This is a genomic window from Actinacidiphila glaucinigra, from assembly GCF_035918135.1.
Lineage (GTDB): Bacteria > Actinomycetota > Actinomycetes > Streptomycetales > Streptomycetaceae > Actinacidiphila > Actinacidiphila glaucinigra.
Genome location: NZ_CP109144.1, coordinates 2,015,147 through 2,039,200, shown reverse-complemented (window position 1 = coordinate 2,039,200; position 24,054 = coordinate 2,015,147). Strand labels below are relative to the sequence as shown.

Sequence of the window (24,054 nt, the reverse complement as noted above, 5' to 3'; positions counted from 1 at the left end):
CAGTGCTCAGTAGGACTTGGGCAGACCCAGCGTGTGGTGCGAGACGTAGTTGAGAATCATCTCCCGGCTGACCGGCGCGATGCGACCCACGCGCGAGGCCGTCAGGAGGGAGGCCAGCCCGTACTCGGCCGTCAGGCCGTTGCCGCCGAGGGTGTGCACAGCCTGGTCGACGGCCTTCGCGCCCGCCTCGGCCGCCGCGTACTTCGCCATGTTGGCGGCCTCGCCGGCCGCCGTGTCGTCCCCGGCGTCGTACAGGAACGCGGCCTTCTGCATCATCAGCCGGGCCAGTTCCAGCTCGATGTGGGCCTGTGCCAGCGGGTGGGCGATGGCCTGGTGCGAGCCGATGGGGGCCTTCCACACCTGCCGGGTGCGGGCGTAGCCCACGGCGGCGTCGAGCGCGAAGCGGCCCATGCCGATCGAGAAGGCGGCCGTCATGACGCGTTCGGGGTTGAGTCCCGCGAACAACTGCAGCAGCCCCGCGTCCTCGTCGCCCACGAGGGCGTCGGCGGGCAGCCGTACGTCGTCCATGTAGATGTGGAACTGCTTCTCCGGCGCGGACAGTTCCATGTCGATCGGCCGGAACTCGAAGCCGGGCGTCTCGCGCTCCACGACGAACAGGCACGGCTTCAGCCTGCCCGTGCGCGCGTCCTCGGTGCGGCCCACGATGAGCGTCGCGTCGGCGATGTCGACGCCGGAGACGAAGACCTTGCGGCCCGTGAGCAGCCAGTCCGAGCCGTCCCGGCGGGCCGTGGTGGTCAGCCGGTGCGAGTTGGAGCCCGCGTCGGGCTCGGTGATGCCGAACGCCATGCGGAGGGAGCCGTCCGCGAGCCCGGGCAGCCACCGGCGCTTCTGCTCCTCGGTCCCGAAGCGCGCGATGACCGTGCCGCAGATCGCCGGGGAGACGATGAGCAGCAGCAACGGGCAGCCTGCGGCGCCCAGTTCCTCCAGCACGATGGAGAGCTCGGCGAGGCCGCCGCCCCCGCCGCCGTGCTCCTCCGGCAGGTTGACGCCGAGGTAGCCGAGCGCGCCGGCCTCCTGCCACAGCTTGTCGGTGTGCCGCCCCTCGCGCACGGCGTCGAGGAAGTAGGAACGCCCGTAGCGGCGCCCCAGGTCGGAGACGGCCTTGCGCAGCGCACGCCGCTCCTCGCTCTCCAGCAGGATGTTGTCGAAGGTGCCTGTCGGTCCGTTCACAGCGGGCGTACCGCTCATGGGGAATCCTCCTCCTGAACGACGGCGAGTACGGCGCCGACGTCGACCTGGCGGCCGGCCTCGGCGTGCAGCGCGGTGAGCACACCGTCCGCCGGGGCGGCGACGCGGTGCTCCATCTTCATGGCCTCCAGCCACAGCAGCGGCTGCCCTGCCGCCACCTTGTCGCCGACGGCGACGTCCGCGACGCGCACCACCGTCCCCGGCATCGGCGCCAGCAGCGAGCCCGGCGCGAGCTGTGCGACGCGGTCGGGGAAGCGCGGCAGCGCGGTGAAGCGGTGGGAGCCGAGGGGACCGTCGACGCACACCTGGTCCGCGTAGACCGCGATCTCGAAGGCGCGGCGCACCCCGGCGACCTCCAGCACGACCCGCTCCGGCGCCCGCTCCAGCAGACGGACGTCCGGATGCCCCTCGGCGGTCAGGCCGTCGCGGCCGAGCCGGTAGCGCACCTCGTACTCCGCGCCGCCGGGCTCGGCGCGGTAGGTCTTGGACTGCGGCGCCGACGGCACGTTGCGCCACCCGCCGAGCGGGTGGCGTCCCGAGGCGTCGGCGAGCGCGGCGGCCAGGGCCGCCAGCCGCGCCGCGCCGCCGTCCTCGGCGGGCGCCGGGCCGAGGCGGTCCAGGAAGGCCGTGGACAGCCGCCCCGCGGCGAAGTCCGGGTCGCGCAGCACCCGTACGAGCAGCTCGCGGTTGGTCACCAGGCCGTGCACCCGGGCCCGCTCCAGGGCGCCCGCGAGCAGCCGGAGAGCCTGAGCGCGGGTGGCGGCGTGGGCGACGACCTTGGCGAGCATCGCGTCGTAGTGCACGCCGATCCGGTCGCCGTCGCCGAAGCCCGCGTCCACCCGCAGTCCCGGCACCTGCGGCAGCCGGAAGCGGTGCAGGACGCCGGTCTGCGGCTGCCAGTCGCGGGCCGGGTCCTCCGCGTACAGCCGGGCCTCGACCGCGTGCCCGGAGGGGGCCGGGGGAGCGGCCGGGAGCCTCCCGCCCTCGGCGACCTCCAGTTGCAGCGCGACGAGGTCCACGCCGAAGACGCACTCGGTGACCGGGTGCTCCACCTGGAGGCGGGTGTTCATCTCCAGGAAGTACGGCCGGCCGTCGGGCGAGACCAGGAACTCCACCGTCCCCGCGCCGACGTAGCCGATGGCCCGCGCCGCCGCCTCGGCCGCCGTGCGCAGCGTCCGGCGCAGCTCGTCGGCGACGCCGGGCGCCGGGGTCTCCTCGATCACCTTCTGGTGGCGGCGCTGCACCGAGCAGTCGCGCTCGCCCAGGGTCCACACGGTGCCGTGGGTGTCCGCCAGGATCTGCACCTCGATGTGCCGGCCGTCCTCGACGTACGGTTCCAGGAACACCTCGCCGTCCCCGAAGGCGGACAGCGCCTCCGCGCGGGCGGCGGCCAGCTCCTGCTCCAGCGCGGCCGCCTCCCGGACGACGCGCATGCCGCGCCCGCCGCCGCCCGCCGCCGCCTTGACCAGCACGGGCAGATCGTCCGGGCCGGCCTCCAGCACCGGGACGCCGGCCTCGGCCATCAGCCGCTTGGCCCGGGTCTTGGAGCCCATCGCCTCGATGGCCTCCGGCGCGGGCCCGATCCAGGTCAGGCCCGCGGCGATCACGGCCCGCGCGAAGTCGGCGTTCTCCGAAAGGAATCCGTAGCCGGGGTGCACGGCGTCCGCTCCGGCCGCGAGGGCGGCCTTCACGATCAGGTCGCCGCGCAGATAGGTGTCGGCGGGCGCGTCCCCCGGCAGCCGCACCGCGGCGTCCGCCTCCCGTACGTGCGGGGCGGCGGCGTCCGCGTCCGAGTGGACGGCGACCGTGGCGATGCCCAGGTCGCGGCAGGTGCGGAAGACACGGCGGGCGATCTCGCCGCGGTTGGCCACCAGCACTGATGCGATCACGGTCAGGTGCTCCTCACATCCGGAAGACGCCGAAGCCGCCGCGGGCGCCCTCGACCGGTGCGCTGTGGACCGCCGACAGGCACATGCCGAGCACCGTGCGGGTGTCGCGCGGGTCGATCACCCCGTCGTCGTACAGCCGCCCCGACAGGAACATCGGCAGGGACTCGGACTCGATCTGCTGCTCCACCATCGCCCGCAGCCCGGCGGCGGCCTCCTCGTCGAAGGGCAGGCCCCGGGCGGCCGCCGACTGCCGCGCCACGATCGTCAGCACGCCCGCGAGCTGCGCCGGGCCCATGACGGCCGACTTGGCGCCGGGCCAGGCGAACAGGAAGCGCGGGTCGTACGCCCGGCCGCACATGCCGTAGTGCCCCGCGCCGTAACTCGCGCCCATGAGGACCGAGATGTGCGGAACCCGCGAGTTGGACACCGCGTTGATCATCATGGCGCCGTGCTTGATGATGCCGCCCTGCTCGTACTCCCGGCCCACCATGTAGCCGGTGGTGTTGTGCAGGAACAGCAGCGGGATGTCGCGCTGGTTGGCGAGCTGGATGAACTGCGCGGCCTTCTGCGACTCGGCGCTGAACAGCACGCCCTGCGCGTTGGCCAGGATCCCGACGGGATAGCCGTGCACCCGCGCCCAGCCGGTCGCCAGGCTCGGCCCGTACAGCGGCTTGAACTCGTCGAACTCGGAGCCGTCCACGACCCGCGCGATGACGTCCCGCGGGTCGAAGGGGGTCTTCAGATCGGCGGGGACGATGTCCAGCAGCTCGTCCTCGTCGTACCGCGGCGGGTCGTAGCGGGCGGCCGGGGCGGGTCCCTGCTTGCGCCAGTTGAGCCGGGCCACCACGCGCCGGGCGGTGCGCAGCGCGTCGGGCTCGTCCAGCGCGAAGTAGTCCGCGAGCCCGGAGACGCGGGCGTGCATGTCGGCCCCGCCCAGCGACTCGTCGTCGCTCTCCTCGCCGGTGGCCATCTTCACCAGCGGCGGGCCGCCCAGGAACACCTTGGAGCGCTCCTTGACCATGATCACGTGGTCGGACATCCCGGGGACGTACGCGCCGCCGGCCGTCGAGTTGCCGAACACGACGGCGACGGTGGGGATGCCGGCCGCCGACAGCCGGGTCAGGTCGCGGAAGAGCGCGCCGCCCGGGATGAAGATCTCCTTCTGGCTGGGCAGGTCCGCGCCGCCCGACTCCACGAGGTTGACCAGCGGGAGGCGGTTGGTGAGCGCGATCTCGTTGGCCCGCAGGGCCTTCTTCAGCGTCCACGGGTTGCTCGCCCCGCCGCGCACCGTGGGGTCGTTGGCGGTGATCACGCACTCGGTGCCCTCGATCACGCCGATGCCGGTCACCAGCGACGCGCCGACCGGGTAGTCGCTGCCCCAGGCCGCGAGCGGCGACAGCTCCAGGAACGGGCTGTCCGGGTCCAGCAGCAGCTCCACCCGCTCCCGCGCGGTCAGCTTCCCGCGTGCCCGGTGCCGGTCCACGTACTTGGGGCCGCCGCCCGCGAGCGCCTTGCCGTGCTCGGCCTCCAGCTCGGCCAGGCGTTCCAGCATGGTCGTACGGTTCTCGGTGTTCACGCCGTTCCTCCCTCACCCGGCTCGCGGCCCGCGCCCGGCGGTCCCGCGAACGCCTGGGCGATGTCCAGCCAGCGGTCGGCGTCCGCGCCCTCGGCGCGCACGGCCAGGTCGGCACGGTGCCGGCGGCGGGTCGCCAGCAGGCACAGGTCGAGCGCCGGGCCCGTGACGCGCTGCGCGGCGTCCTGCGGGCCGTACGCCCACAGCGTGCCGTCGGGGGCGGTCAGCTCGACCCGGAACTCCTCGGCGGGCGGGGTCCGGCCGTTGACGAAGTACGCGTAGTCGCGGGCCCGTACGGCGATCCGCGCCACGTGCCGCAGCCGCGCGGTCGGCGCGCGCCGTACGCCCAGGGCGTCCGCCACGTCCTCGCCGTGCGCCCAGCTCTCCATGAGCCGGGCCGAGGCCATGGACGCGACGCTCATCGGCGGGCCGAACCAGGGGAAGCGCGTCCCGGGCGGCTGCGCCCGCAGCGCGGCCTGAAGTTCCGCCCGCCCCGAGCGCCAGCGCGCGAGCAGTTCGGCGGGCGGGAGAGCCGCGCCCTCCTCGGCGCCCTCGTCGACGAAGGTGTCGATCGCGGCGGCGGCCTTCTCCACCACGGAGCCGAAGCGCTCCGGGTCGGTGACCGCCAGCACGGACTGCCGGTCGGTCCAGGCCAGATGGGCGATCTGGTGGGCGATCGTCCAGCCCGGGGCGGGCGTCGGCGCCGTCCAGGCGTCCCCGGAGAGCGGGGCGACCAGGGCGTCCAGGCCCTCGCTCTCGTCCCGGAGGTCGTCCAGTACGGGTGTGGGGTCGGACAAAGGTCCCCCTGAATGACGCAGCGTCAGCGAAGCCGTGCGCGTCACAGGCTGGCACCACGGCCGGAAACAATCAAGCGTGCTTGCATGATTTTCCGCACGGCCCCTCGCGCGGCGGCCCGGTCGCCGCCTGGTTGACTGCTCCGGCCGCCCCGGAGATCCCGGGACCGGCTCCGCCCGACGGCACACCGGACAACCCGAGGCCCCATGCACGACCTGTCACCGCTGCTCTCCGGATTCGTCCCCATATGGGCCATCAGTGCGGCGGGTTACGCGGTCGGCCGAACCGGACTGCTGGGACCTCATGCGGAGTCCGTGCTGGGGCGATTCGTTTTCAACGTCGCCATGCCGGCCGCCCTGTTCACCATGATCGCCGGAACGCCCCTGGACGCCTTCGTGAACACGTCCATGATCGCCTTCGCGGCCGGCACGGCTCTGGCGTGCCTGCTCGGGTTCGCCGTCAGCCGGTGGTTCTTCGGGCGGCGTCTGCCCGACCAGGCGATCGGCGGTATGGCGGCCGGGTACGTCAACTCCGCCAACCTCGGCATCCCGGTCGCGGTGCAGATCCTCGGCGACGCGTCGTTCGTCGCCCCGGTGCTGCTCTTCCAGGTGCTGCTGGTCACCCCGGTCATCCTCACCGTCCTCGACGCGGGCACCGGCGGCGGCGCCGGGCGGAGGCGCGAAGGCGGCGGTGCCGCCCGCCTGCTCCTGGTGCCGCTGCGGACCCCGGTCATCCTGGGCGCGGTTCTCGGCTGCGCGGTCTCCGCGGCCGGCTGGCGGCTCCCCGCCGCGCTCGGTCACTCGGTCGGGCTGCTCGGCGGCGCCGGCGTGCCGACCGCGTTGCTCACCCTGGGCATGTCGCTGCACGGCCGCCCGCCCGCCACCGGCGCGGCGTTCCGTGCGGAGGTCGGTGCCACCGTCCTCATCAAGACCCTGGTCCAGCCCCTGGCCGCGTTCGCGGTCGGCAGCCTCGTCCTGCACCTGCCGGCGCATCAGCTCTTCGCGGTGGTCGTCCTCTCCGCGCTGCCGAGCGCCCAGAACGTCTTCATCTACGCCCGCCAGTACGACCTGAGCACGGCCCTCGCCCGCGACGCGGTCATGCTCTCCACGTTGCTGTCGATGGCGACCCTCTCCGTCGCGGCCTGGGTCCTCGGCCCCGCGCCGGCGTAGGCTCCGTCGCCGGCCCGCGGTCGTCCCGTCCCGTCGCCCGTGCGCCCAGCACGGAAAACCGGTGACGCCGCGGCCCGTGCGACGTCGCACTGGGTGGGCGGTCGCGTGGCGGACGCCCCGATGTCACGCCGAAGCCGACGGCGGCGGACATCGTCTGCCGGCACGTCACCGTCGCGGAGCGGGGCGGGGTGCCCGTCGGCTTCCATGCGCTCAACGAGCGCGCGGACCATCTCGGGATCGGGCTGCTGTTCGTCGACCGCCCGTTCATCGGCACTGGAGGCAGTCGGTGGGGCGGCGGTCGCGCCGGACGCGCGTCTGCTCGGGGTCGGCGCCGCCCCGCGCGCCGAGGGCTTCCACCCGCGGATGGACAAGGTCAGGCGGCACGAGTTCGAGCACGACGGCGAGCGCCTGGTCCGGAGGGGCGGCGAGGTCGCCGCGGTGGCGGGCCGGCCGGCCCGCGGCGGTGGGGCGCCTCCGGGGAGGCACCCCACCGCAGAGGACGGGTCCGTCAGGCGCGCGCGGCCCGACGGGCCAGCAGGGCGTCCCTGCGCTCCTCGAACTTACGGGCCTGGCTGTCCAGCTCACCCATGAAGAAGCCCAGTTCCTCCTGCGCCTTCAGCCCCTCGGGGCTGAGCCCCGAGGTCTCCAGCACCTTCAGGTGCCGCAGCACGGGCTGGAGTACGTCGTCGTGGTGGATGCGGAGGTTGTAGATGCCGCCGATGGCGATCCGCGCCGCGGAGCGCTCGAAACCGGGCATCCCGTGCCCCGGCATGCGGAAACCCACGACCACGTCGCGGATCGCCTGCATCGTCTGGTCCGGCGCCAGTTGCAGCGCCGCCGCCAGCAGGTTGCGGTAGAAGACCATGTGCAGGTTCTCGTCGGTCGCGATGCGCGCCAGCATGCGCTCGCACATCGCGTCGCCCGACTCGCGGCCGGTGTTGCGGTGCGAGATGCGGGTGGCCAGCTCCTGGAAGGCCACGTAGGCCACCGAGTGCAGCATGCTGTGCGCGTTGTCGGACTCGAAGCCCTCCGACATGTGGTGCATGCGCAGCCGCTCCAGCTCCACCGGGTCGACGGCCCGCGTGGTGAGCAGGTAGTCGCGCATCACTATGGCGTGCCGGCCCTCCTCCGCGGTCCAGCGGTGCACCCAGGTGCCCCAGGCGCCGTCCCGGCCGAAGAGGGTGGCGATCTCGTGGTGGTAGCTGGGCAGGTTGTCCTCGGTGAGCAGATTGACCACCAGCGATATCCGGCCGATCTCCGTCACCTTGGACTGCTCCGGCGCCCAGGCCTCGCCGCCCATCAGGCCGTCGAAGTCACGGCCCTGACTCCACGGGACGTACTCGTGGGGCATCCACTCCTTGGCCGCCTTTATGTGGCGGTTGATCTCGGTCTCGACGACCTCTTCCAAGGCGTACAGCAGCCTGGTGTCACTCCATGCTTCCGAACCGGCACTCTGGGACGGGGCAATGGTCACGCTGGGCTCCTGGCTGTTCGCGGAGAGTGCTTACGGAATCGTAAGTTACGAAACCGTAGGTTAGGTGCCACTGAAAAGGCAACCCGCCGTCAGGCGTACGGGTTCCGCAGGCGAACGGACAGGCAGGTCACACAGCCCTCAAGCTTCTCGAACTCGCTGATGTCCACCGAAACGGGCTCATATCCCATGTCGGCCAGGAGATCCGCGGTGCGCGGCGCGCTCGCCGCCATCAGCAGCCGGCCACCGCCGAGCAGCACCACGTGCGCGCCCGGCTCCTCCGGCACCGGCAGGAAGCGGGGGAAGGCCGACGGATCGTCAACCAGCGGCGGATATCCGATGACCGTGCCGTCGGGCAGCGCCGTCACCGCCGACTTCAGGTGCAGCACCTTGGTGACGGGTACGGCGACCACCCGCGCCCCCAGCGGCTCGAACGCGGACCGCAACTGCCGGACGCCCTCGGCGTCGGTCCGCCCGCCACGGCCCACGTACACGGTGTCCCCGACCTTCAGCACGTCCCCGCCGTCCAGCGTGCCCGGTTCTCGGACCCGTTCGAACGGGAGACCCAGCGCCGTGACCGCCTCCTCGGCCCCGGCCGTCTCCGGGCGCCGGGACACGGCACCCGACCGGGCGAGCAGCGCCACACCGCGGAAGACGACCACCGCGTCCTCGACGAAGACCGCGTCCGGGCAGTCGTCGGCCGCCGGGACCTCCACCGTCTCCCAGCCGTGGGCGTGCAGCGCAGCCACGTACCCCTCCCACTGACGCGCGGCGAGCCCGATGTCGACGGGGGTACGCCCGACATGGGTCACCAGCCCCTCCGCGAGGCGCGGACCCGGACGGCGGACGAGGGCCCTCTTGCTCGGCATGCGACGTTCCCTCCCTTGGCCGGGGGCCGCGTACGGCCGTCCCGGGGGCCGTGCCCGGGCCGTGGGGCGCGAGCCGGCGGGGCGATACCATCGCAGCCTGATGAGTGCCACTCTTGTCGTCAAGGATCTTGCCGCCGGCCACGGGGACCGCGTGCTGTTCTCCGGCCTCGACCTCGTCGTCGCCCCCGGCGACGTCATCGGTCTGGTCGGGGCCAACGGTGCCGGGAAGTCGACGCTGCTGCGCATGCTCGCGGGCCTGAGCGCGCCCGAGCAGGGGCAGCTGCGGCTCAGCCCGCCCACCGCGACCGTCGGCCACCTCCCGCAGGAGCCCGAACGCCGGCCGGGCGAGACCGTACGGGCCTTCCTCGCCCGGCGCACCGGGGTGGCCGCCGCCCAGTCCGCGCTCGACACCGCCACCCAGGCGCTGGTCGACGGGGCGCCCGGCGCGGACGACGCCTACAACGACGGCCTGGAGCGCTGGCTCGCCCTCGGCGGCGCGGACCTCGACGAGCGGGCCGAGGAAGTCGGCGAGGCGCTCGGCCTCGGCGTCGGTCTCGACATGCCGATGACGTCCCTCTCCGGTGGGCAGGCCGCCCGCGCGGGCCTGGCGTCCCTGCTGCTGAGCCGTTACGACGTCTTCCTCCTGGACGAGCCCACCAACGACCTCGACCTGGACGGCCTGGAGCGCCTGGAGACCTTCGTCAAGGGCCTCAAGGCGGGCACCGTCCTGGTCAGCCACGACCGCGAGTTCCTGGCCCGCACCGTCAACCGCGTCGTCGAACTCGACCTCGCCCAGCAGGAGGTCAACACCTACGGCGGCGGCTACGCCGCCTACCTGGAGGAACGCGAGACCGCCCGCCGGCACGCCCGCGAGGCGTACGACGACTACGCCGACACCAAGACCGCCCTCGAGTCCCGCGCCCGCATGCAGCGCAACTGGATGGAGCACGGCGTCCGCAACGCCCGCCGCAAGGCGACCGACAACGACAAGATCGGCCGCAAGCTGCGCACCGAGTCCACCGAGAAGCAGGCCGCCAAGGCCCGGCAGACCCAGCGCATGATCGAACGCCTCGACGTCGTCGAGGAGCCCCGCAAGGAGTGGGAGCTGCGCATGGAGATCGCCGCCGCGCCCCGTGCGGGCGCGGTCGTCGCCACATTGCGCGGCGCGGAGGTCCGCCGCGGCCCGGAGTTCACCCTCGGACCGGTCGACCTGCAGATCGACTGGGCCGACCGGGTGGCCATCACCGGCGCCAACGGCTCCGGCAAGTCGACCCTCCTGGCCGCCCTCCTGGGCCGGGTGCCCCTCGACGCGGGCGCGTCCCACCTCGGCCCCGGAGTCGTCGTCGGCGAGGTCGACCAGGCCCGCAAGCTGTTCCTCGGCGGCGAGTCGCTGCTGGACGCCTTCGGCGCCGAGGTCCCCGACACCGCGCCCGCCGACGTCCGCACCCTGCTGGCCAAGTTCGGCCTCAAGGCGGCCCACGTGCTGCGCCCCGCCGCGAGCCTCTCCCCGGGCGAGCGCACCCGGGCCGCCCTCGCCCTCCTGCAGGGCCGCGGGGTCAACCTCCTCGTCCTGGACGAGCCCACCAACCACCTCGACCTGCCCGCCATCGAGCAGCTCGAGTCCGCCCTCGCCTCCTACGACGGCACCCTGCTGCTGGTCACCCACGACCGCCGCATGCTGGAGTCCGTCCACACCACCCGCCGCATCCGCGTCGACTCCGGCCGCGTCACCGAGCACTGACACCACACCTCGGTCGTGCCCGGAACCCCCTCCCATGGGAAGATCGGCACCGTGACCGGGGTTGAACGGACGACCTGTGGTCAGTCCGCGCCCCGAAACGAGGAGATTCCGACGTGAGCATCTACGACATCCCGCTGCGCACCCTCACCGGTGAGCCCGCCTCCCTCGACGACCACCGGGGCAAGGCCCTGCTGATCGTCAACGTGGCCTCCAAGTGCGGACTGACCCCGCAGTACGAGGGCCTGGAGCGGCTGCAGAAGCGGTATGCCGACCGGGGTTTCACCGTCCTGGGCTTCCCCAGCAACCAGTTCGCGGGACAGGAGCCGGGCACGGCCGAGGAGATCGCGACCTTCTGCTCCGCGACCTACGGCGTGAGCTTCCCGCTGTACGAGAAGTCCGACGTCAACGGTGACCAGCGGCACCCGCTGTACGCGGCGCTGACCGAGACCGCCGACGCCGAGGGCCAGGCAGGCGACGTCCAGTGGAACTTCGAGAAGTTCCTCGTCGGTGCCGACGGCCAGGTCGTCGGCCGCTTCCGCCCCCGCACCGAGCCCGAGGCCGACGAGATCGTCGCCGCCATCGAGGCGCAGCTCCCCGCTTGAGCCTGCGCGCGGTACTGACCCGCCTCGCCGTGCCGGCCGTCGTGGCCGGCACGGCGGCCGCGGTTCCCTGGCCGCCGCCCGCGCTGCCGGACCGCATGGCCGACACCGGCGGCGGCACCCAGCTGATCACCGCGGTCGCCGCCTCCCCGCACGCCACCACCGGGACGCTGACCTGGTGGGACCGGCGCGACGGCCGCTGGGTCGCCGCGGGCTCCGCGGCCGCCCGCTTCGGCGGGGGCGGCCTCGTCGAGGGGCGCGACCGGGTGCAGAACACCTCGACCACCCCGGCCGGCCTGTACGACCTCCCGTTCGCGTTCGGCACCGAGCCGCCGCCCCCCGGTACGAGGACGCGGTACCTGCCGGTCACGGAGGACTCCTGGTGGTGCCAGGACAACGCCTCGGACGCATACAACCGCTGGGTCGAACCCCTGCCCGAGGACTGCGCCCCCGAGGAGTCCGAGCACCTCGCCGGCTTCGGCAAGCAGTACGCGCACGCCCTCGTCATCGGCTTCAACTACCGCCACCCGGTCCGTGAACGCGGCGCCGGGATCTTCCTCCATGTGAACGGCCGTGCCGCCACGGCGGGTTGCGTCTCGGTCCCGGCCGGCGTCATGCGCCGCGTCCTGGCCTGGGCCGACCCCGGCCGCCACCCCCACATCGCGATCGGCACGGAGTCGGGCGCGACCGCGATCACGCGGCACCGGGACCCGTCCTCGACCTAGCTCCTCCGGCCGACGACCGGAGGGAATGCGACGACAGGGCCCACGGCGGTACCGGGACACCCGTGGCCGATAGGCTGAGTAGGGGGAGGCGACGGCCCGACACCCCGCTGGCCTGCGTCTTTTCCCGACGCCGAGATCGCTCTCGTCCCGTGAGGATGCCCGTGCTGCTCCGTGGCCCCGGCCGCCGACCCGTCGCCCTGCCGTCCTGGCTGGCCCATCCGCTGCGCTGGCAGCGGGGGCCGGTGCCGTGGCCGGCCGTGCTGCGCGGGGCCCTGGCGGCCGGGCCGCTGCTCGCGCTGGGGATCGGGCTGGGACGCGCCGAGATCGGGGTGCTGGCCGGGCTCGGGGCGCTGTTCGCGGGCTTCAACGACCTCCCCGGCACCCGCAGGACGGGCGTCGTCCACATCGGGCTGCCCGCGCTCGTCGCCGCGCTGGGCGTACTGGTGGGTGCCGTGACCCAGAACGCCCTGACCGGCTGGTGGGTGCTGCCGGTGCTGTTCGCGTCGGGAGCGGCGTCGGGCGCGGTCAGCGTGGTCGGCCCGGTCTGCTCGCGGGCCGCCATGCAGGGGCTGGCCGCCACCGTGGTCGGGATGGGACTGCCGCTGCCCGGCGGGGCCGGCTACAAGGCGCTGTACTTCCTCGCCGGGGCGGGCTGGCTGCTCCTGCTGCGGCTCGTCCTGCGCCCGCCGCGTCCGGCCGGCGGCGCGCTGGACGGCGAGCGCGCCTCGCTGGCCCGGATCTTCGACGCCCTCGCCGACGCCCTCGACGCCGTCGGCGGGCCCGGCGCGGAGGCCGCGCGGCGGCGGCTGAGCGCCGCCCTGGACCGCGGCGACGAGGCCGTCCGGCTGCGCCGGCTCAGCCGGCGGGTGCTGCGCAGGCCCGCGCGCCCCGACGAACTGCTGCTCGCGGAGCGCTTCGGCGTGGCCACCGAGCTGACCGACGCCGCCGCCGCCCTGCTCTGGGAGGCCCGGCCCCTGCCGCCCCGGAGCGGGGACGGTCCGCGGCGGCTCGCCAGGGCCGTACGGACGGGAGCACCGCCCGGCCCGCTGCCGGCGCCGGAGTCGACCACCCCGGCCCGCGCCGCCTTCGACGCCATGATGCTGCACGCCTCCGTCGTCTTCGCCCGCACGGCGCCGGACACGGACCGCGCCGAGGACGCCGCCCCGCTCCCCGCCCGCGGGTCGGCGCCGATGCTGCGCCGTCGCGTCCTCGGCCCCGTGGGCCGCGAGTACGGCCTGAAGGTCGCCGTGTGCGTCACCGCCAGTGCGGCCGTGGCCGTGGCCCTGCGGGCGGACCACTGGTACTGGCTGCCGCTCACGGCCGCGTTCCTGGTGAAGCCCGACATCGGCCCGCTGTTCTCCCGGGTCGTCAACCGCTTCTTCGGTACGGCGCTCGGCGTACTGGTCTTCGCGGCGTTCGCGGTGCCCCTGGGCGGCGGGATCTGGTGGACCGCCGTCTGCGCCTCCGTGGCGGGCGCGCTCCTCCCGTTCGCGGCCCGCCACTTCGCGCTGCAGACCGCCGCCGTCACGATCATGGTGCTGGCTTTCGTCTGGGCCGGAGGCGACACCCAGGCGGCCCTGTCCAGGCTGCTGGACACCGCGATCGCGTGCGCGATCGTCGTCGTCGTGGGCCACCTCCCACGGCTCACCGACCCCAGCGCACGCGTCGGCCACCTGCTGGCCGTCGCCCAGCGGCGCACCCGCGACTACCTCGACCACGTCCTGACCATGCCCGCCGGTGAGCGGCCCGAGGAGCGCAGAGTGCTGCGCAGGGCGGCCTACAGCGCCCTGGGCGAGGCCCGCGTCGCCGCCGAGACCCTCGCCGCCGAGCTGCCCTCCCGGCACGGCGGCAACGGCGACTGGTTCCGCGTGGTCGCCGCCTCGGAGCGGATCGTGGACGCGACCACCGCCTGCGTCCTCCGGATGGAGCAAGGCGCCCCACGCCCATCGGCCCACGAGGGAGCCCAGGTGGTCGCCGCGCTCACGGCGGTCGCCGACACCCTGGACGGCCGGCCCCACGCCGCGGGCCTCCCGGAACTCCCCGCGACGCCCGAGTGCGAGACCATCGCCGACGTCGTCGCCGAGCTGCACCTCATCCGCGACATCGTGACGAGCCTGCGCCTGCCCGCGCGGGGCGGGAGCGCCGCACCGCACCCCGTCGCGTCCGCCCCGGCCGCGGGCCGGGAGCCGAGTGCGGACAATCGTCGCGATCAAGACGGGTGAGGGGCTAAGGTCGGGCCAGTCGGCGACACCGGGAGGTTGACGAGGTGGCCGTATTCCTGCTCGGGGTGGGGGCCGCTTGCTGTCTGGGGCTCGGCTTCGTCCTCCAGCAGCTGGCCGCCCAGCGCGCTCCGCTGTCCGACTTCCTCTCCTTCAGACTGCTGCTGGACCTCATGCGGATGCCGCAGTGGCTGCTCGGCGTCTTCCTGATGATCTGCGGCATGCTGCTCAGCGCCCTCGCGCTCACCAAGGGCGAGGTCTCCCTCGTCGAGCCGCTGACCGCGACCAACCTGCTCTTCGCGATGGCGCTCTCGCGCCGCCTCACCGGCCAGAGACTCGGGTGGCACGGGTGGTCGGGCGTGGCGTTGCTGGCGCTCGGCGTGACGGCGTTCATCGTGGCAGGGCGCCCCTCGGGCGGCGGACCGCCCGCGGGGGCGCTGCGCCACTGGCTGGTGGTCGGCGTCGTCGTCGGCCTGGCACTGCTCCTGGTCGCCTGTGCACGGCGGCTGCGCCCCTCACCCGAGGCGACGGTGCTGGCGCTCGCCGCGGGCCTGCTCTACGGCCTCCAGGACGCCCTGACCCGGATCTCCGGTCAGGTGGCCGAGGTCGAGGGCGTCGGCGCGCTCTTCACGCAGTGGCAGCCGTACGCCGTCGTCGTGATGGGCCTGACCGGGCTGATGCTCGTGCAGAGCGCGTTCGAGACGGCCCCGCTGCGCATGTCGCTGCCCGCGCTGACCGCCGCCCAGCCGCTGGCCGGGATCGCCTGCGGCGTCGGCTTCCTCGGCGACCGCGTGCGGGTCACGCCCGGCGCGCTGGCCTGGGAGGCGGCGGGACTCGCCGCGATCGCCGTGGGTGTCGTGCTGCTGGGTCGGCATCCGGCGATGCCGTGCGCGCACGGCACGTCCCGGAAGGACGCGGCCGGCGTCGGCGGCTCGGGCGAGGAGCCCGTCAGGATCGTCCGCTGACCCGTCTGACCGGCTGACCCGTCTGGGCGGCTGACCCACCTGACCCACCTGAGCCGCTGCCCTCCGCCGTCGCCCGGTCCGCTCACCCCGTGAGCAGCCGGGCGACCGTCGCGATCGGCGGCCACGACCACTGACCGGCGCGTGCCACCAGGAAGTGCCGCCGCGTGCCCACCAGCGGGTCCAGCGGACGGGTCACCACGTCGTCGCGCTGCCGCTCCACCCCCGACTCGGCGAGCAGCGCCACACCGAGCCCCGCCCCGGTGAGCAGGTTGACCAGGTGCAGGCTGTCGACCCGGTGGACGATCCGCGGGGCGAAGCCCGCCATCGCGCACACCCGCTGCACCAGCTCGTCGTCGTCGCTGCCGCGCGAGTTGGTGATCCACCCCGCCCCGGACAGCCTGCTCAGCCCGGACAGCGGCACCGGCCCGCCCGGCCCCGGGTCGCCGGCATGCCCGTCCGGCAGCAGGAGCACCATCGGCTGCGTGGCGAACTGCCGGGCGCTGAGACCGTCCGGCACCGGGCGCGGCACCAGGCTGTAGTCGTAGACGATGCCGAGGTCGACGTCCCCGGACAGCAGCAGCGCGAGGGTCTGCTCCGGCTCGTGCTCGTACAGCTGCACCTCGACGCGCGGGTGCTCCGCGCGGAGCCGCCCGAGCGCGGGCACGACCGTGGGCTCGACGGCGCTGACGAAGCTCGCCAGCCGCACCCGGCCGGCCGGGCCGGACTCCCCGCGCAGCTCCGCCCGGGCCTCCTCGACGGCCGACAGGATCCCCACGGCGTGCGCGACCAGGCGCTCACCCGCCGGGGTGAGCCGCACCCGGCGGCCGACCGGGGTGAGCAGCCGCGTGCCGACCTCCTGCTCCAGAACCGCGAGGTGCTTGGAGACCGCCGAGGTGCCGTACCCGGTGCGCTCGGCGACGGCGGCCATGGTGCCCACGCGGCTGAGCTCGACCAGCAGGCGCAGCCGGCCGAGATCGGGGAGCTGGTCGGACGCGTCCATCATCCACCGATCGTAAACAATGCGTCCGCCAATGACTCGTGGACAGAAACAACGGGCGGCGTGTCCAATGGGTCCCGTGTCCGAGCCGCATACTCTTACGTCCCGCCGCATACCTGGTGCCGTACTGATCCTGGCCGCGATGACCGTGCTGCACACCGGCAGCGCCCTGACGACGGAACTCTTCGACGACATCGGCCCGGCCGGCACCACGTGGCTGCGCGTCGGCTTCGCCGCGCTGCTGCTGCTCGCCTTCACGGGCCGTTCGCTGTGGCCCGCGCTGCGCGCCGCCCCGCGCCGTGACCTGGCCGCCGTCGTCCTGCTCGGCGCGGTCAGCGGCGCCATGATGCTGCTCTTCTCGGAGGCCGCCGCCCGCATCCCGCTGGGCACCGCGACCGCGCTGGAGTTCCTCGGGCCGCTCGCCGTCGCCGTCGCCTCCCTGCGGCAACGACGCGAACTCGCCTGGCTGCTGCTCGCGGCGGCCGGCGTCCTGTGCCTCACCTCGCCGTGGCAGGGCGGCGCCGACCTCGCGGGTGTCCTGTTCGGGGTCGCGTCCGGCGCGTGCTGGGCGCTCTACGTGATCGGCACCCAGCACGTCGGCAGCCGCTTCTCGGCGCAGCACGGCCTCGCCGTCTCCCTCGGCGTCGCCACGGTGTTCACCGCGCCCTTCGGCGCCCCGGGCGTGGTGTCGGGCGCCACGTGGCAGGTCGTCGCGGCGGTCGCGGGCATCGCCGTCCTGATGCCGCTGGTGCCTTTCCTGCTGGAGATGAAGGCCCTCCAGCGGATCGGCAGGACCGCCTACGGCACCCTCGCGGGCATGGAGCCCGCGGTCAGCCTGCTCGCCGCGCTGGTGCTGGTCTCCCAGGTCCCGACCGCCCTCCAGGCGGCGGGGACGGCCCTGGTCGTGGTCGCCGGCATCGGCGCCGCCCGCGGCGAGAAACGCGCGGCGGGCCGCCCCGGGCGCGAGGTCGTCCGCGGCGAACTCCCCGCCCCCGCGCCGGCCGCCCCCGCGCCCTGACCCGGCGACGGCCCGGCCGCCTGTGAGCCCGGCACGGTGGCGGGTGGGGCCCCGCGCAGCGCGGCCTACCAGGGACGCGGTCCCCGAGGCGGCCGGCGCTCGTCCGTACGGCGGCGCAGGGCAGGTTGGCCCGCGCGGTCGGAGTCCAGGCTCGCCCGGCTCCCAGCCTCCCGGTGTCCGACGTCCGGCAGGACGATCCGCAGGGATTCTGTCGCCGCTTCCTCACCGCGTCTCACATGCCTCAACTCCCCTTGCCGGGGCATGGGGTCGACGCTTGACGGGGCCCGTGTCGCGGGCCTGGCGTCCCGGGTGCGGCAGTCGAGGGGGCTCGACGGTCAGCCATGGATCCCCGCGCCGTGGCCGCTTCCGATCGACGACTTTCTGTTCGAGGACGAGGCCCGCGCGCCATCTGGATGGTGAAATGCCGCGAGTTCACCGCGCTCCGAGGCTTGGCCCGGGTCCCGGGACAAGGTCAGTGGGACGACGCCTCCGGCGTCCCACCGCACCGCATCTGGTCGAAGAAGCCCTCGTCCGCGATCGCCGATATGGCAGATTCGATGTTCTCGCGCGTCACACTCGGGACCACCAGCAGGCTTCCAGCCGTGAAGCGCCCGAGCCGGCCCACTTCACTGGTCACTGACTGCGCGAGTCGAACCGGGTCGTACACCTCGACGACTCGCCTGCCACCGTTCCTCGCGACGAGCACATCCAGCCAGCCCTTGTCCTCCTGGATCGCCCAGTCGTACTCGTCCATGGGCGCGGGCCACTCGATCCGAAAATCCATGACCGAATCCTGCCGCAGATGTCGCACCGGGTGATCTGCAAGGCGGCGATCCACAGGCAGAAGACGTGCCGAGCCTGGTCGGCCGAGTATCGGCCCTGCGGATCCCTTCACGAACTCCACGACGCTCGCCTCGGAGGTCTTGCCCGGGTGCACATGTCGATGTGTCGACTGACGCTGTCAGGCGCGGGGCACACCACCGCGCCCGGCCCGGCCCGGCCCGGCGCCGCCGCCTCAGCTCTTGCCGAAGTGCTGCAGCGGGAAGCCGCCGTTGCCCAGGACGCGGCGGGTGAGGGTCCCGGCGAGCGTGGTGAGGCGGTCGACGGCGGTGGCCCCGAGGTGCTCGTAGGGCGCGCGGTCGAGTCGGTCGGTCACGCCCTCGATCTCGCGGCGCAGTTCGACACCGGGGTCGGTGAGGTCGCCGGCCGCGTCGAGGAGGCCGCGTTCCCGGAGCCCGTCCTGGGCGGCGGCCCAGTCCTGGGCGGACCAGCCGCGGCTGCGCTGCACGAAGCCCGGGGTGAAGCCCTTGCCGGTGGCGGTGTGGGTCACCAGGGCCTCCAGCCCGTTCAGGCCCGCCGCGGCGAGGGCCGCGAGGTGCCCGTCGCCCCGGTGCTCGCGCAGCAGGGTGGCGGCGTGCCAGAGCGCGAGGTGGGGCTGCTCCGGCACCGGCAGGTCCGCGTTGGCGGCGTAGAGGGGCCTGGCCTCGCGGGTGCAGGCCTCGGCGGCGCGGAGTGCGAGGCGCGCGGCGTCGGCGAGGTCGGCGGAGGCGATGACCTCCGGCCCCAGCAGCCGCGTCAGCACGGCGTCGGCGACGCGCAGCCGGGTCTCGACGACCGCTTCCGGGGGCGCGATGCCCCAGGCGCGCGGGATGACCGGGGCGATGATCGCGTGGTTGAAGTTGTAGAAGGTGGCGGTGACCGTCCCCGCCGCGACGGCGCCCAGCGGGGCGGCCCGCCCGGCGAAGTAGGCCATGGCGCCGCGCTCCAGGCCGAGGGCCGTGAGTTCGCGGTCGTACTCGGACGAGAAGTACACGACCGAGTGCAGGGGGTTGAGGGCGTTGTGGCAGCGCCGGCCCGCGCGCGGCTCCGGCGCGGGCGTGGTGGGGGTGGGGGCGGTCATGGCAGCAGGTTACCGACCAGTCGGCATGTCGCCGAGAGCCAGACCGCCGAAACACCGATTCCGTCGCCCGGACCGAAGCCGCCACTGATTCCGTCGAGGGTGAGACGCCGAACAATCGATATGGCTAGTCTCGGCGCCCAGTAGCCGCCAACCCCTCGGAGGTCCCGCCCATGCCGGCAGCCGACCGCACCCTCCCCGTGAACGACCGCACCCGCCACCGCCGCCTCCGCGAGCAGGGCAGCGTCTCCCGCGACGACCTGGACGCCGTACTGGGCGCGGGATTCGTCTGCCACCTCGCCGTCGTCGTCGACGGCACCCCCCTGGCCGTGCCCACCGCGTACGGGTACGACGCCCCCGCGGCCACCCTGTACCTGCACGGCTCCGTGGCGAGCCGCAGCCTGCGCCCGGCCCCGGGTACCCCGGTGTGCGTCACGGTGACCCATGTGGACGGCCTGGTCCTGGCCCGTTCCGTCTTCGAGCACGGCGTCAACTACCGCAGCGCGATGGTCCTCGGCACTCCCCGTCCCGTCACCGACCCCGGGGAGAAGCTGCACGGACTGCGCGTGCTCACCGAGCAGTGCGCCCCGGGGCAGTGGGACCACGCCCGCCGGCCGAACCGCCGCGAACTCGCCGCGACGACGCTGCTCGCGCTGGCCACCGCCGAGGCCTCGGTCAAGCTCCGCTCCGGCCCGCCCGACGACGGCGAAGGGCCCGACGCCGCGCTGCCCGTGTGGGCGGGTGTCCTGCCGCTCACCACCGGGTGGGGCACCCCCGTCCCCGACCCGGCACTGCGCGACGGCGTGCCGCTGCCGCCGCACCTGGCGGCCCTGACTACCGTCCCACCGTCCACGTGAAGCGGGGCTCACGGCCCTCCAGGAACGCGGCCACGCCCTCCGCCGTGTCGTCGCTGCCCTCCGCCTGGCGGGCCCAGTGCCCGACTCGTGCCGGGTCGGCTCCGGGCGCGGTGAACTCCTTGGCCGCCGCCTGCGTCAGCAGCGACCGCGAGGCCAGCACCCCGGCGAACTCCTCCACCCGCTTGTCGAGCTCGTCCTCCGCCAGCACCTCGTCCACCAGCCCCGTCCGCAGCGCACGCTCGTGGCCGATCAGCTCCGCGGAGAACAGCAGGTGCTTCGCCGTCGCCGGTCCGACCAGGCCCATGAGCCGTCGCGTGGAGGACGCCGGGTAGACGATGCCCAGCCGGGCCGGGGTGACCCCGAAGCGCGCGCCCTCCGCGGCGAACCGCAGGTCGCAGGCGGCCGCGAGCTGGCAGCCGCCGCCCACGCAGGAACCCCGGATCACGGCCAGCGTCGGCTTCGGGAACGCCGCGAGCGCCTCCTCCGCCTCCACGGCGGCGCTCTGCGTCGCGCCGGGGCCGCCGGCCGGATCGCGCAGGCCGGAGATGTCCGCGCCGGCACAGAAGGTGCCGCCGGCCCCGGTGAGCACCAGGACGCGCACGGCCGGGTCCGCCGCGAGGCCGTCGAGCAGGCCGGGCAGCTCCCGCCACATCGCCACGGTCATCGCGTTGCGCTTGGCCGGATTGCTGATCGTCACGGTGGCGGTCGCGCCCGCCGTGTCCACCACCAGGCCAGGCCCGGACGGCTCGGACATGCCCGCATCCCTCGTCTCGTCGTCGTCCCGGCCGGCGAAGATCGCCGAAGCCGCCGGACGGGGATCCTATCCCGGTCCGTGCCACGGCAAATCGGGTATATGAGCTGTAGTTCCCGACTGGCTTCCGACGAGCGCGAGGAGGCGGCGGCCATGGCCCCGTTCAAGGGACGCAAGAAGCATCCGGAGCCCCCGGAGGCCGGGATCAAGCGCAGCTTCGGCTGGGTCGCCGCGCTGGGCGCGATCCTGGTCGTGGGCGGCCTGGTCGGGCTGTTCTACGTGGGCTTCGCGACCATCACCTCGATGCTGCTCTTCGGCTGGCTGCTGCTGGTCGGCGGCGTCGTCGGCCTGGTCCAGGCGGTGCAGAACCGCAACACCAACTTCTTCTGGCTCGCCCTGGTCGTCGCGGCCCTCTACATCGCCGCCGGGGTCGTCGTGATCCGCAACCCCGAGCAGACGGCGGCCGCCCTGACGATGTTCGCGGCGCTGCTCTTCCTGACCGGTGGGATCTTCCGCCTCTTCGGCGGCATGGTGGTGCGCGGGCCGCACATGGTGTGGACGCTCATCCAGGGCGCCATCGGCATCCTGCTGGCGATCCTGGTCCTGGCCGACTGGCCGGAGAGCAGTGTCTACGTCATCGGCGCCTTCTTCTCGCTGGCGCTGCTGTTCGACGGCCTGGGCCTGCTCGGCGCGGGTCTGGGCGGCCGGCGGATCGTCGGAATGGTCGCCGATGCCCGGGACGCCCCGCTGACCCGTCAGTGAAGCGGAACGGCCGGGTCAGTAGAGCTCACTGGCCTGGCACGTCCGATCGCCATGGGTCGGACGTGATCGAAAGATGTGGATTTACGGTCAGCGGCTCGGGGTGGGCCCATTGCCTGCCGACACTCGATCCGTGAGGCGAACCCCGTCGCCGCCATGGGCGGCCCTCGGGAGCCGCGGGGTGTATCGCGTGAATCGAGGGTGAAGACCGCCATGGACGTACGCGGGAGCGTCCCGCCCCCCGATCCGGTGCCCCCGGTGGCGCCGGATGTCCCGCGCCCCTACGAGGGCGTGTGGCGCTTCACGGCTCCCGCGCTGGACTCCTCGGTGCCGCAGGCCCGGCACGCGGTACGGGAGCTCGTCGTCCGCCAGGGCGTGCCGGTCGGCGAGGAGCTGCTGCACGGCCTGCTGCTGATCGTCTCCGAACTCGTCACCAACGCGGTGCGGCACGCCGCGCTGCTCTCCCCGGAGATCGCGGTGGAGTTCGCCGTGGGCGTCGACTGGGTACGGGTGGCCGTCGAGGACAACCACCCGTACCGGCCGAAGGCCCTCCAGGTCGACGACGCCGACACCGGGGGGCGAGGCCTGCTGCTGGTCAAGACGGTGACCGCCGAGGCGGGCGGGATGTGCGACGTCCAGCAGACGACGACCGGCGGCAAGGTCATCTGGGCCGCGCTCCCGCTGCCGCCCGGCCCGGTGCACTGACGCGGGGACCGCGCGGCCCGGGCTACCAGCCCGCGTCGCCCGTCAGCTCGCGCACCGCGGGCAGCGCGGCATCGAGCACGGTCGGGAACCAGGCCGAGAACGGCCCGGCGGCGCGGAGCGCGGCGAGCTCGGCGGGCGACACGAAGGCGGTCTCGCCGATCTCCTCCGGATCCGGGTCCAGGGGTGCGGTCACCACGCCGACGAAGAGGTGGTTGTACTCCTGCTCGACCAGCCCAGATGCCGGGTCCGGGTGGTTGTAGCGGACCGTGCCGGCCTCCCGCATCAGCGCGGGCGCCACGCCGAGTTCCTCGGCGGTGCGGCGCGCGGCGGCGACGAAGGGCGGTTCGCCGGGATAGGGGTGGCCGCAGCAGGTGTTCGACCACACGCCGGGCGAGTGGTACTTCCCCGCGGCCCGGCGCTGCAGCAGCAGCCGGCCTTCCCCGTCGAAGAGGAAGACCGAGAACGCCCGATGGAGCCGCCCCGGCGGCAAGTGGGCCGACAGCTTCTCCGCGGTGCCGATCGTCGCGCCGGTCTCGTCGACCAGCTCGAGGAGGATCGGCGCCGGGGCACCGTTGGAGGTGGGGTCCGCGGCGGGTGTGCGGGGCCGGTCGGCGGCGGGGCTTGTGGGCATGGCCATCCTTTGCTTCGACGACAAGACCTCAGTCTGCCTCACGCGGGGACGCCCGGTGCGGTTGCAGCGTGTTTGCATATCGTCACACTGCGTGCGCGGTGCGGCACTCCTTCGGGGTGCTCCCTCAGTGGCACAACCGAGCCTCGTGCTCCGCGTGCCCCACCGGCTCCAGCTGGAAGGTGCAGTGCTCCACGTCGAAGTGGGTGCCGAGACAGCCCTGCAGGTCGTGCAGCATCTTCTCGTGGCCGACCGCGTCCAGGACGTCCCGGCTCACCACGACGTGCGCCGAGAGCACCGGCATCCCCGAGGTGATCGTCCACACATGCAGGTCGTGCAGCCCCGCCACTCCGGGCAGCGCCAGGATGTGCGCACGCACGTCGGCCATGTCCACGTCCTTGGGCGCGGCCTCCAGCAGGACGTCGATCGCCTCGCGCAGCAGTTTCCACGTCCGCGGGACGATCATCAGGCCGATCAGGATCGAGGCGACCGGGTCCGCCCGCTGCCAGCCCGTGGCCAGGATCACCAGCGCCGCCACGACCACGGCCAGCGAGCCCAGCGCGTCCGCCATGACCTCGAGGAAGGCACCCCGGACGTTGAGGCTCTCGCGCTGCCCGCGCATCAGCAGCAGAAGGGACACCGAGTTCGCCACCAGGCCGATCGCGCCGAAGACGACGGTAAGACCGCCCTCGACCTCGGTGGGTGTGATCAGCCGGCGGACCGCCTCGTAGAAGATGAAGGCGCCCACGCCGAACAGCAGCACCGCGTTGGCCACCGCCGACAGGATCTCGGCCCGCGCCAGCCCGAAGGTGCGGCGCTCGCTCGGCGGGCGGTTGGCGAAGTGGATGGCCACCAGCGCCATCGCCAGGCCCGCCGCGTCGGTGGCCATGTGCCCGGCGTCGGCGAGCAGGGCGAGCGATCCGGTGAGCGCGCTGCCCGCGACCTCCGCCACGAGGATCAGCAGCGTGATGCCGAGCGCCATGCGCAGCCGCCCGCGGTACGCGGCGGCCGCCGTGCCCGTCGGTGCGGACCCCGGCCCGTGCGGGTGGCCGTGGTCGTGCGCGTGTCCTGCGCCCATCGCCCGACTCCCGTCCGTCGCCCCCCGCGCGACGGCGTGCCCGCGCGCGGAGACCGGCGAGCCCAGTGAACAACGGTCACCGTCCGTGGGCAACTCGCCGACGGTGACCGCTGTCAGCGGTGGTGACCTGCGGTGATGGG

General features: G+C 73.9%; 23 protein-coding genes. 10 read left to right on the top strand and 13 right to left on the bottom strand.

Features of this window, described 5'->3' with window-relative positions; genetic code table 11:
* Positions 1-6 precede the first annotated feature (6 nt).
* Genes OIE69_RS09040 through OIE69_RS09025 form a run of 4 tightly spaced genes read right to left on the bottom strand, consistent with a single transcriptional unit; the run spans position 7 to position 5,468 of the window.
* Entirely contained in the window at positions 7-1,209 is a 1,203-nt protein-coding gene (locus tag OIE69_RS09040) for an acyl-CoA dehydrogenase family protein (protein WP_326571427.1), read from the bottom strand.
* The gene (locus OIE69_RS09035; protein WP_326571426.1) at positions 1,206-3,098 is read right to left on the bottom strand and encodes an acetyl/propionyl/methylcrotonyl-CoA carboxylase subunit alpha; all 1,893 of its coding nucleotides are present in this window, start codon (positions 3,096-3,098) and stop codon (positions 1,206-1,208) included. The genes OIE69_RS09040 and OIE69_RS09035 overlap by 4 nt, the downstream gene beginning before the upstream one ends.
* 13 nt (positions 3,099-3,111) lie before the next feature.
* On the bottom strand, positions 3,112-4,650 hold the full coding sequence (locus tag OIE69_RS09030; RefSeq protein WP_326581063.1) for an acyl-CoA carboxylase subunit beta: 1,539 nt from the start codon (positions 4,648-4,650) through the stop codon (positions 3,112-3,114).
* Positions 4,651-4,670: 20 nt separating this feature from the next.
* The gene (locus tag OIE69_RS09025; protein WP_326571425.1) at positions 4,671-5,468 is read right to left on the bottom strand and encodes a TIGR03084 family metal-binding protein; all 798 of its coding nucleotides are present in this window, start codon (positions 5,466-5,468) and stop codon (positions 4,671-4,673) included.
* Between the two features lie 204 nt (positions 5,469-5,672).
* On the opposite strand from OIE69_RS09025, the gene OIE69_RS09020 reads away from it, so the two are divergent.
* Positions 5,673-6,635: an AEC family transporter gene (locus OIE69_RS09020; RefSeq protein ID WP_326571424.1), complete on the top strand. Its 963-nt coding sequence runs from the start codon at positions 5,673-5,675 to the stop codon at positions 6,633-6,635.
* Between the two features lie 264 nt (positions 6,636-6,899).
* On the opposite strand, the gene OIE69_RS09015 is transcribed toward OIE69_RS09020, so the two are convergent.
* The 3 genes from OIE69_RS09015 to ddaH all read right to left on the bottom strand — a co-directional run bounded on the left by OIE69_RS09015 (position 6,900) and on the right by ddaH (position 8,975).
* Positions 6,900-7,121, bottom strand: a complete 222-nt coding sequence (locus OIE69_RS09015) for a hypothetical protein (protein WP_326571423.1) — start codon at positions 7,119-7,121, stop codon at positions 6,900-6,902.
* A 22-nt stretch (positions 7,122-7,143) separates the two neighbouring features.
* Entirely contained in the window at positions 7,144-8,109 is a 966-nt protein-coding gene (locus OIE69_RS09010; RefSeq protein WP_326571422.1) for an acyl-ACP desaturase, read from the bottom strand.
* Between the two features lie 89 nt (positions 8,110-8,198).
* Positions 8,199-8,975, bottom strand: a complete 777-nt coding sequence (ddaH, locus tag OIE69_RS09005; RefSeq protein ID WP_326571421.1) for a dimethylargininase — start codon at positions 8,973-8,975, stop codon at positions 8,199-8,201.
* A gap of 100 nt (positions 8,976-9,075) precedes the next feature.
* On the opposite strand from ddaH, the gene OIE69_RS09000 reads away from it, so the two are divergent.
* From OIE69_RS09000 to OIE69_RS08980, 5 genes are all read left to right on the top strand, one after another.
* Positions 9,076-10,716, top strand: a complete 1,641-nt coding sequence (locus tag OIE69_RS09000; protein ID WP_326571420.1) for an ABC-F family ATP-binding cassette domain-containing protein — start codon at positions 9,076-9,078, stop codon at positions 10,714-10,716.
* A 113-nt stretch (positions 10,717-10,829) separates the two neighbouring features.
* Positions 10,830-11,318 (top strand): glutathione peroxidase, encoded by a 489-nt coding sequence (locus tag OIE69_RS08995; protein WP_326571419.1) that lies wholly within the window; start codon positions 10,830-10,832, stop codon positions 11,316-11,318.
* A 14-nt stretch (positions 11,319-11,332) separates the two neighbouring features.
* On the top strand, positions 11,333-12,040 hold the full coding sequence (locus OIE69_RS08990; protein ID WP_392567656.1) for a L,D-transpeptidase family protein: 708 nt from the start codon (positions 11,333-11,335) through the stop codon (positions 12,038-12,040).
* A gap of 161 nt (positions 12,041-12,201) precedes the next feature.
* The gene (locus OIE69_RS08985; RefSeq protein ID WP_326571418.1) at positions 12,202-14,262 is read left to right on the top strand and encodes an FUSC family protein; all 2,061 of its coding nucleotides are present in this window, start codon (positions 12,202-12,204) and stop codon (positions 14,260-14,262) included.
* A gap of 44 nt (positions 14,263-14,306) precedes the next feature.
* Complete coding sequence (locus OIE69_RS08980; RefSeq protein ID WP_326571417.1) at positions 14,307-15,224, top strand: DMT family transporter; 918 nt, start codon at positions 14,307-14,309, stop codon at positions 15,222-15,224.
* A gap of 82 nt (positions 15,225-15,306) precedes the next feature.
* Here the strand turns inward: OIE69_RS08980 and OIE69_RS08975 are convergent, their stop codons facing one another.
* Positions 15,307-16,227: a LysR family transcriptional regulator gene (locus OIE69_RS08975; protein WP_326571416.1), complete on the bottom strand. Its 921-nt coding sequence runs from the start codon at positions 16,225-16,227 to the stop codon at positions 15,307-15,309.
* 16 nt (positions 16,228-16,243) lie between these two features.
* On the opposite strand from OIE69_RS08975, the gene OIE69_RS08970 reads away from it, so the two are divergent.
* Complete coding sequence (locus OIE69_RS08970; RefSeq protein ID WP_392567484.1) at positions 16,244-17,239, top strand: EamA family transporter; 996 nt, start codon at positions 16,244-16,246, stop codon at positions 17,237-17,239.
* A 472-nt stretch (positions 17,240-17,711) separates the two neighbouring features.
* Here the strand turns inward: OIE69_RS08970 and OIE69_RS08965 are convergent, their stop codons facing one another.
* Complete coding sequence (locus tag OIE69_RS08965; protein ID WP_326571414.1) at positions 17,712-18,023, bottom strand: hypothetical protein; 312 nt, start codon at positions 18,021-18,023, stop codon at positions 17,712-17,714.
* 231 nt (positions 18,024-18,254) lie between these two features.
* Positions 18,255-19,139 carry an SCO6745 family protein gene (locus OIE69_RS08960; protein WP_326571413.1) on the bottom strand — a complete coding sequence of 295 codons (885 nt, stop codon included), beginning with the start codon at positions 19,137-19,139 and terminating at the stop codon, positions 18,255-18,257.
* 170 nt (positions 19,140-19,309) lie between these two features.
* Between OIE69_RS08960 and OIE69_RS08955 the strand changes: the two genes are divergently transcribed.
* Positions 19,310-19,993 carry a pyridoxamine 5'-phosphate oxidase family protein gene (locus tag OIE69_RS08955; protein ID WP_326571412.1) on the top strand — a complete coding sequence of 228 codons (684 nt, stop codon included), beginning with the start codon at positions 19,310-19,312 and terminating at the stop codon, positions 19,991-19,993.
* Here the strand turns inward: OIE69_RS08955 and OIE69_RS08950 are convergent.
* Entirely contained in the window at positions 19,971-20,747 is a 777-nt protein-coding gene (locus OIE69_RS08950; protein ID WP_326571411.1) for an enoyl-CoA hydratase/isomerase family protein, read from the bottom strand. The genes OIE69_RS08955 and OIE69_RS08950 overlap by 23 nt on opposite strands.
* Before the next feature lie 150 nt (positions 20,748-20,897).
* On the opposite strand from OIE69_RS08950, the gene OIE69_RS08945 reads away from it, so the two are divergent.
* On the top strand, positions 20,898-21,506 hold the full coding sequence (locus tag OIE69_RS08945; RefSeq protein ID WP_326571410.1) for an HdeD family acid-resistance protein: 609 nt from the start codon (positions 20,898-20,900) through the stop codon (positions 21,504-21,506).
* Positions 21,507-21,716: 210 nt separating this feature from the next.
* Entirely contained in the window at positions 21,717-22,208 is a 492-nt protein-coding gene (locus OIE69_RS08940) for an ATP-binding protein (RefSeq protein ID WP_326571409.1), read from the top strand.
* A 22-nt stretch (positions 22,209-22,230) separates the two neighbouring features.
* Here OIE69_RS08940 and idi read toward each other — a convergent pair whose 3' ends face one another.
* Together idi and OIE69_RS08930 are read right to left on the bottom strand one after the other, a co-directional pair.
* On the bottom strand, positions 22,231-22,839 hold the full coding sequence (gene idi / locus OIE69_RS08935) for an isopentenyl-diphosphate Delta-isomerase (protein ID WP_326571408.1): 609 nt from the start codon (positions 22,837-22,839) through the stop codon (positions 22,231-22,233).
* A gap of 124 nt (positions 22,840-22,963) precedes the next feature.
* Positions 22,964-23,914: a cation diffusion facilitator family transporter gene (locus OIE69_RS08930; protein ID WP_326571407.1), complete on the bottom strand. Its 951-nt coding sequence runs from the start codon at positions 23,912-23,914 to the stop codon at positions 22,964-22,966.
* Between the last annotated feature and the right edge of the window lie 140 nt (positions 23,915-24,054).

Bases quoted from the DNA above. Each gene is read 5' to 3' on its own strand.
- OIE69_RS09040 (WP_326571427.1), bottom strand. From the start codon at position 1,209: ATGAGCGGTACGCCCGCTGTGAACGGACCGACAGGCACCTTCGACAAC.
- OIE69_RS09030 (WP_326581063.1), bottom strand. From the start codon at position 4,650: ATGCTGGAACGCCTGGCCGAGCTGGAGGCCGAGCACGGCAAGGCGCTC.
- OIE69_RS09020 (WP_326571424.1), top strand. From the start codon at position 5,673: ATGCACGACCTGTCACCGCTGCTCTCCGGATTCGTCCCCATATGGGCC.
- ddaH (WP_326571421.1), bottom strand. From the start codon at position 8,975: ATGCCGAGCAAGAGGGCCCTCGTCCGCCGTCCGGGTCCGCGCCTCGCG.
- OIE69_RS09000 (WP_326571420.1), top strand. From the start codon at position 9,076: ATGAGTGCCACTCTTGTCGTCAAGGATCTTGCCGCCGGCCACGGGGAC.
- OIE69_RS08975 (WP_326571416.1), bottom strand. From the start codon at position 16,227: ATGATGGACGCGTCCGACCAGCTCCCCGATCTCGGCCGGCTGCGCCTG.
- OIE69_RS08970 (WP_392567484.1), top strand. From the start codon at position 16,244: ATGCGTCCGCCAATGACTCGTGGACAGAAACAACGGGCGGCGTGTCCA.
- OIE69_RS08965 (WP_326571414.1), bottom strand. From the start codon at position 18,023: ATGGATTTTCGGATCGAGTGGCCCGCGCCCATGGACGAGTACGACTGG.
- OIE69_RS08960 (WP_326571413.1), bottom strand. From the start codon at position 19,139: ATGACCGCCCCCACCCCCACCACGCCCGCGCCGGAGCCGCGCGCGGGC.
- OIE69_RS08955 (WP_326571412.1), top strand. From the start codon at position 19,310: ATGCCGGCAGCCGACCGCACCCTCCCCGTGAACGACCGCACCCGCCAC.
- OIE69_RS08950 (WP_326571411.1), bottom strand. From the start codon at position 20,747: ATGTCCGAGCCGTCCGGGCCTGGCCTGGTGGTGGACACGGCGGGCGCG.
- OIE69_RS08945 (WP_326571410.1), top strand. From the start codon at position 20,898: ATGGCCCCGTTCAAGGGACGCAAGAAGCATCCGGAGCCCCCGGAGGCC.
- OIE69_RS08940 (WP_326571409.1), top strand. From the start codon at position 21,717: ATGGACGTACGCGGGAGCGTCCCGCCCCCCGATCCGGTGCCCCCGGTG.
- idi (WP_326571408.1), bottom strand. From the start codon at position 22,839: ATGCCCACAAGCCCCGCCGCCGACCGGCCCCGCACACCCGCCGCGGAC.
- OIE69_RS08930 (WP_326571407.1), bottom strand. From the start codon at position 23,914: ATGGGCGCAGGACACGCGCACGACCACGGCCACCCGCACGGGCCGGGG.